Below are 6110 nucleotides of genomic sequence, written 5' to 3'. Positions count from 1 at the left end.
AGTTTGTCGGCGCAGATCCAGCGGGAGCGCAAGGCCTACTACGACATCCTGGAGCGGACCCAGAAGCGATCGGTGGACGTCACCGAGTGGCTCGCCTGGTTCCTCGACACGCTCCATCGCACCGTCGATCAGGCGCAGCACACGCTGGATGCCGTCCTGACCAAGGCGCGCTTCTGGCAGCTCTGGGCGGCAACACCCCTGAACGAGCGCCAGGTGAAGTTGCTCAACCGACTGCTCGACGGCTTCGAAGGCAAACTCACCAGCAGCAAGTGGGCGGCCATCGCCAAGTGCTCGCCGGACACGGCGCTGCGCGACATCAACGACCTGCTTGCGCGGGGTGTACTGACGAAATCGGGAGCGGGCGGGCGCAGTACCAGCTACGAGCTGAACGATCGCCCGGAGTAGCGATTGTGTCCCCGCGCGTGGTGTAGCTTTCGGCGCGACCGAGGCCGGGCGGGTTTGGTTGCGATTGTTAGTGTGCCACGACCGGCAGGTCAGTGACAGGCTGATCCAGAATTTCACTCAGCGTGTCGCGTGGCATGTAGTGGGCCCGCTGCACCACCCACTCGTCGGTCTGCTAGGAGGATGGCCCCGATCAGACGCCGGACTGCGGCCTCGTTGGGGAAGATGCCGACAACCTCGGTGCGGCGTTTGATCTCGTGGTTCAGCGGCTCGATTGGGTTGGCAATATTCTGTCCAAAGATATCAGGGGCTGAGCCATGGACTGGCTCAAACATGGAGGGGTATTCCTTTTCCGGATTCAGGTTGGCCGACGGTGCGATACCGATCGTGCCGGTACAGGCGGGGCCGAGGTCCGACAAAATATCGCCGAACAGATTCGACCCGACCACGACATCGAACCGCTGCGGATTCATGACGAACTGGGCCGTGAGGATACCCAAGGGTCCCGCATCAATACCGTAATGTAGTACTCCCCCAAGAGTACCCCCAGAACCAACTGCGATCTGACAGACCGAGCAAGGTGGCACAATCTCAGACAATGCAATTGCATTGATAAGACAATGTAATTGCATTACTATCTGAGGTATCCACTCTTTCGCCGGAGAACGCCGTGCCCTCTACCCTCGACGTCGAATCCACGCTGACCGACCGCTACCAGACCACAGTGCCCGAGACCGTGCGTCGCGCCCTGCGGCTTGGCAAGCGGGACAAGATCCACTACTCCATCCGCTCCAGCGGTGAAGTAATCCTGACTCGCGCTGAAGCTTCTGACGACCCCGTACTTGGCCACTTCCTCGACTTTCTAGCCCACGACATCGCCAGCCATCCCGAGCGCCTTCACGCAGTGGATGCGGGTCTTGCCCAACGGCTCCAATCGCTGATCGGCAGCACCGCGATCGATCTTGACGCCGCTCTGCCGGAAGATGATGAATGACCACAGACGAGACCGCGCCCGTGGTCATCCACGGCTGGGCAGTCTTTGCCCATCCGCTGTTCCTCGCACAGGTTGAAGCGCTGGTACAGCAGGTAGAGGCCTTTAAACAAAAGGACTCCGTCGGGTACGTGAAGAAGAACGCCAGCAAGCGACTGGCGGCCATCACCAAGTTGGCATTCGACATCATCCCTCAAGACCCCACCCGGACGGAGTACCGCCAAGGCAGCACACTGGGTGACTATCACAAACATTGGTTCCGGGCAAAGTTCTTCCAGCAGTACCGACTCTTCTTCCGCTACCACGCACCGAGCAAGGTGATCGTGCTTGCGTGGATCAACGACGAAGACACCAAGCGTGCCTACGAAAGCAGTGACGATGCTTACCGAATGTTCCGCAAGATGCTGGAAAGAGGCCATCCACCGGACGATTGGAGCCAGTTGCTGGCCGAGGCTCGCGCCGAGGGGCTGCGCCTGCAGCAGTTCGCCGCTGGGATGACGCGATAAGGCAAAGGTACCAGCCGTCAACGAAGACGGCCGCCAACGGAGCACTAGCCCTTGAGCTTGCGATACAGGGTGCTGCGGTGAATGCCAAGCCGCCGAGCGGTTTGAGCCATGTTGCCGGCACAATCGTACAGCGTCTGGCGGATGACGGATTGCTCGATTTCGCGAAGCCCGCTTGCCATGCCGGCGGTATCGAGCACGACGGACGATGGTGATCGTGCGTCAGGCGGAGGACACGAAGCATCGGATACGTCCAGAGAAGGACAGCATTCGGCCTCTGGACGTGCTGACAGGATGGACTGAGGCAACTGCTGCGGCAGCAGCCGACTATCCTCGGGATGCAGGCAGCGCAAGCGCCGCAGCAGGCTATGCAGCTCGCGGTAATTTCCCGGCCAGGAATAGTCGGCCAGGATCTCAAGGGTATCGGTAGCCAGCGCCCCACCCAGGCTCGCATATTGACTCGCGATGAAGTGCGCGAGATCGGCGCGCTGCCTCAATGGCGGGAGCTCAATGGGTAGGCCCTGCAGACGGTAGTACAGGTCGGCACGAAACAAGCCTTGGGCCATGCGCCCGGTCAGGTTCTGGTGGCTGGCGCTGATCAGGTTGAAATCAAGTGCCAGACGCTTTTCGGAACCCAGCGGCTGCACTTCGCGTTCTTGCAGGACACGCAGCAACCGTGTCTGCAGGCCAAGCGGCATGTCGCCGATTTCGTCCAGAAACAGCGTGCCCTGGTGCGCCTGACGCAGCAGGCCGCGGGCGCCTTCGCGCCGCGCACCAGTGAAGGCGCCTGGCTCGTAGCCGAAGAGCTCGGATTCGATCAGGTGTTCGGGCAAAGCGGCGCAGTTGATGGCAACGAAAGCCCCTGCATGGCGCTGGCTGCAAGCGTGGATATGCCGCGCCATCACCTCCTTGCCTGTTCCGGTCTCACCCTGCAGCAGGACAGCCAATTGGCCGTCGACCGCCCGGACAGCCTGCACCAGCAGCGGGCGGCTGATGGCGTCAGGCTCGGGCAGCATGCCGGCAGCCAATTGGGAGGGTGCCAGCCCGGCCCGTACCCCCCCGCTGCTGGTGATGTGTCGGTCACCGGAGATCAGGCGCCCGGTCAGCGGCAGGCCATCGTGACGGTGCAAGACAGCGTCCTGAGGATGCAGAACGCCGTCCATCCACTGGCTATAAGGAGTGCCAAGCAGCCGCCAATCGGCATTCAGGACGTGCAAAGCCGCCTCGTTGGCCCCCACGATCCGCAGGGTGTCGTCCAGCAGCAGGATGGCGGGCGGCACACCGCAGGCCGGCTGTTCGCCCGCGTGGAATTCGAACCGTTGCAGAGGACTTTCGGCCAGCATCAGGTCGCTGATGCCACTGGCTAGCCGCTGCACCAGAGTCAGCACATGGCCACACATTACGTCAGCCGGCCCGGAAAGATCGAGCACGCCCAGGATACCGCCCGTGGCCGAGCGGATGGGGGCCGCGTGGCAGCTGAGCACCTGGTTACGAGCGAGGAAGTGCTCAGCCCCATGGATACGGACCGCCCGACCATCGTACAACGCCGTACCGATAGCATTGGTGCCACGCTGGGATTCGGCCCAATTGACGCCAGGCCGCAAAGCAACGCGTTGCGCTCTGTCGAGAAAATTGAGATTGCCCTGTTCGTGGAGGATGAGCCCATCGGGCGCTGCAAGGATGGCAATGCCATTGTTGGCCTGAGCCAGCGCACTGAGCGCGCTCAGGCTGGGCCCGGCGTGGCGCAGCAAGGTCTGGTGAGCCTCGATCTGAAAAGTGAGATCTACCCGCGACAAAGGGTTGGGGTCGGCCAGCAACTGTGGATCCAGCTTGGCACAACGCTCCCAGGAACGATGAACCAGAGCGGATGCATCGACCTGAGTGCCTGTAGCGAGAGTAGGCGGCATTGAACGCGACATGGATGTCTCTCCGTCCGGACTTGTGCCGGCAGCGGCGCGGAATGCAACACGCGTGTCGCACGTTGCACAACCGGGTGTCGCAAAACGCGACAGTTCGCTGTTTTTAAACGTAATTTTCATTCAGTGTGCCATTGTCTCCGCAGCAAGAAAAGCCCGAACCCGTGGGGTCACCAGCTTGAATGTTTTCCAGGTGCAAGCGTACGAACGAACCCCAGGACCCGACGCAGCCGGTCACCTCTGGAGAGCATCCGGTGTTCAGTTGGCACGGATGTTGCTATGAGTTCATCAAGCATCGGCGCACGGAGTTCCGGTGACCCGGCATCCGCTCCGGCGGCGCCCTACTCAAGGAGACAACAATGGACATGACCGACCTGAAGCACTTTGGAATAGACCTCAGCTTCCCCTACAAGAAACACTACGAGAACTACATCGGCGGACGCTGGGTGGCTCCGGTGGACAAGCAATACTTCGATAATCTGTCGCCCATCACCGGAGAAGTGTTCTGCGAGGTACCACGTTCTGGAGCCAGCGACGTCGAACTGGCGCTGGACGCGGCCCATGCAGCGCGCAAGGCCTGGGGCGAAACCTCGGTTACCGAACGCGCAGGGGTTCTGCTGCGCATGGCCGACCGGATGGAACAGAATCTGCGTCTTCTCGCCACCGCCGAAACCATCGACAATGGCAAACCCATCCGCGAAACCTTGAACGCCGACCTGCCTCTCGCCGTCGACCACTTGCGCTATTTCGCCGGCTGCATCCGCGCCCAGGAAGGCGGTATCTCCGAGATCGACAAGACGACGGTGGCCTATCATTTCCAGGAACCCATGGGCGTGGTGGGCCAGATCATCCCCTGGAACTTCCCGCTGCTGATGGCGGCCTGGAAGCTGGGGCCTGCCCTGGCGGCGGGCAATTGCGTGGTACTCAAGCCTGCGGAACAGACGCCGGCCTCGATCCTGGTGCTGATGGAACTGGTCGGCGACCTGCTGCCGCCGGGCGTGCTCAATATCGTCAATGGCTTTGGCAAAGAGGCAGGACAAGCGCTAGCTTCCAGCAAACGCATCAGCAAGATCGCCTTCACGGGCTCTACGCCCACGGGCAAGCAAATCCTGCACGCCGCAGCCGACAACCTGATCCCCAGCACGGTAGAACTCGGCGGCAAGAGCCCGAACATTTTCTTCGCCAGCGTCATGGATCAGGATGACGCCTTCTTCGACAAGACGCTGGAAGGCTTCAGCATGTTCGCCCTGAACCAGGGGGAAATCTGCACCTGCCCATCACGCATCCTGGTACAGGAGTCAATTTACGAGCGCTTCATCGAACGTGCAGTCAAGCGGGTCGAGGCCATGAAGACCGGGCACCCGCTGGAAGCCTCCACCATGCTGGGGGCTCAAGTGTCCCAAGTGCAGATGGAAAAAATCCTGAGCTATATCGATATCGGGCGCAATGAAGGCGCGCAGTGTCTGACGGGTGGCAGCCGCAACGTACCGGGCACAGGCCTCGACCAAGGTTTCTATGTCAAACCCACCCTGCTCTTCGGGAACAACAGCATGCGTGTCTTTCAGGAGGAGATCTTCGGCCCGGTCGCATCAGTGACGACCTTCAAGGACGAGGACGAGGCCATCGCCATCGCCAACGACACCTACTATGGCCTGGGCGCTGGCGTGTGGTCGCGCGACGGTTCGCAGGCCTACCGCGCAGGGCGCCAGATACAGGCCGGGCGGGTCTGGACGAACTGCTACAACCTCTATCCGGCCCACGCAGCCTTTGGCGGCTACAAGCAATCCGGCATCGGGCGCGAAACCCACAAAATGGCACTGAGCGCCTACCAGCAGACCAAATGCCTGCTGGTGAGCTATAGCCCGAACGCACTGGGTTTTTTCTAACACCAGGGTACGTCCGGCTACATGCCGGCGCTCGAGCACCCCGCTAGGGCGGGAACCAGTCCGTAGACTTGTGGAGGAATCGATCCCCTCTCCCAACCGCATACTCTGAAGCGACATGGCCCGTGCGGATGGCTACTTTCCGATCATTGCCCAGTGCAGCACCGGCGAAACGCCGGCATTTCCTCAACCACCGCGGCATGTAAAATGCGCGAGGCGGCGCGTCTGGCCATCCGGCGTGCCGCCTTCTTCAACGCGCAATCAGCCCGGCCTACCCATTGCACACACACCGGGCATTTCTGCAGGCAGGAACCACCAAACCATGGATGTCGTCTTTGCCACGAAGTTTCTGGGCGCGCTGTTTGCGATCATGAACCCCTTCATCACGCTGCCGCTGTTTCTGGCAATGACGGCC

Annotated in this window: 5 protein-coding genes and 1 pseudogene; 4 read left to right on the top strand and 2 right to left on the bottom strand. The window is 61.3% G+C overall.

What is annotated here, in order from left to right; genetic code table 11:
- On the top strand, positions 1 to 405 hold a 405-nt coding region (locus EPN31_RS13010; protein WP_367188318.1), incomplete at its 5' end, for a Fic family protein.
- 67 nt (positions 406 to 472) lie between these two features.
- On the opposite strand, the pseudogene EPN31_RS13005 reads toward EPN31_RS13010, so the two are convergent.
- Positions 473 to 896, bottom strand: a pseudogene (locus EPN31_RS13005) (isocitrate/isopropylmalate family dehydrogenase); the annotation flags it as partial.
- A 176-nt stretch (positions 897 to 1072) separates the two neighbouring features.
- Here EPN31_RS13005 and EPN31_RS13000 point away from each other — a divergent pair.
- Positions 1073 to 1396, top strand: a complete 324-nt coding sequence (locus EPN31_RS13000) for a type II toxin-antitoxin system PrlF family antitoxin (protein WP_291773891.1) — start codon at positions 1073 to 1075, stop codon at positions 1394 to 1396.
- Positions 1393 to 1899, top strand: a complete 507-nt coding sequence (locus EPN31_RS12995) for a type II toxin-antitoxin system YhaV family toxin (RefSeq protein ID WP_291773889.1) — start codon at positions 1393 to 1395, stop codon at positions 1897 to 1899. Before EPN31_RS13000 ends, EPN31_RS12995 begins: the two co-directional genes overlap by 4 nt.
- Before the next feature lie 44 nt (positions 1900 to 1943).
- Here EPN31_RS12995 and EPN31_RS12990 read toward each other — a convergent pair whose 3' ends face one another.
- Positions 1944 to 3815 (bottom strand): sigma-54-dependent Fis family transcriptional regulator, encoded by a 1872-nt coding sequence (locus tag EPN31_RS12990; protein WP_291773886.1) that lies wholly within the window; start codon positions 3813 to 3815, stop codon positions 1944 to 1946.
- Between the two features lie 356 nt (positions 3816 to 4171).
- On the opposite strand from EPN31_RS12990, the gene EPN31_RS12985 reads away from it, so the two are divergent.
- Positions 4172 to 5698 carry an aldehyde dehydrogenase family protein gene (locus EPN31_RS12985; RefSeq protein ID WP_291773884.1) on the top strand — a complete coding sequence of 509 codons (1527 nt, stop codon included), beginning with the start codon at positions 4172 to 4174 and terminating at the stop codon, positions 5696 to 5698.
- The last annotated feature ends 412 nt before the right edge of the window (positions 5699 to 6110 follow it).

Origin of the sequence: Castellaniella sp. (genome assembly GCF_004321985.1) — a bacterium.
GTDB lineage: Bacteria > Pseudomonadota > Gammaproteobacteria > Burkholderiales > Burkholderiaceae_B > Castellaniella.
This window is presented reverse-complemented; position numbering and strand designations above follow the sequence as displayed.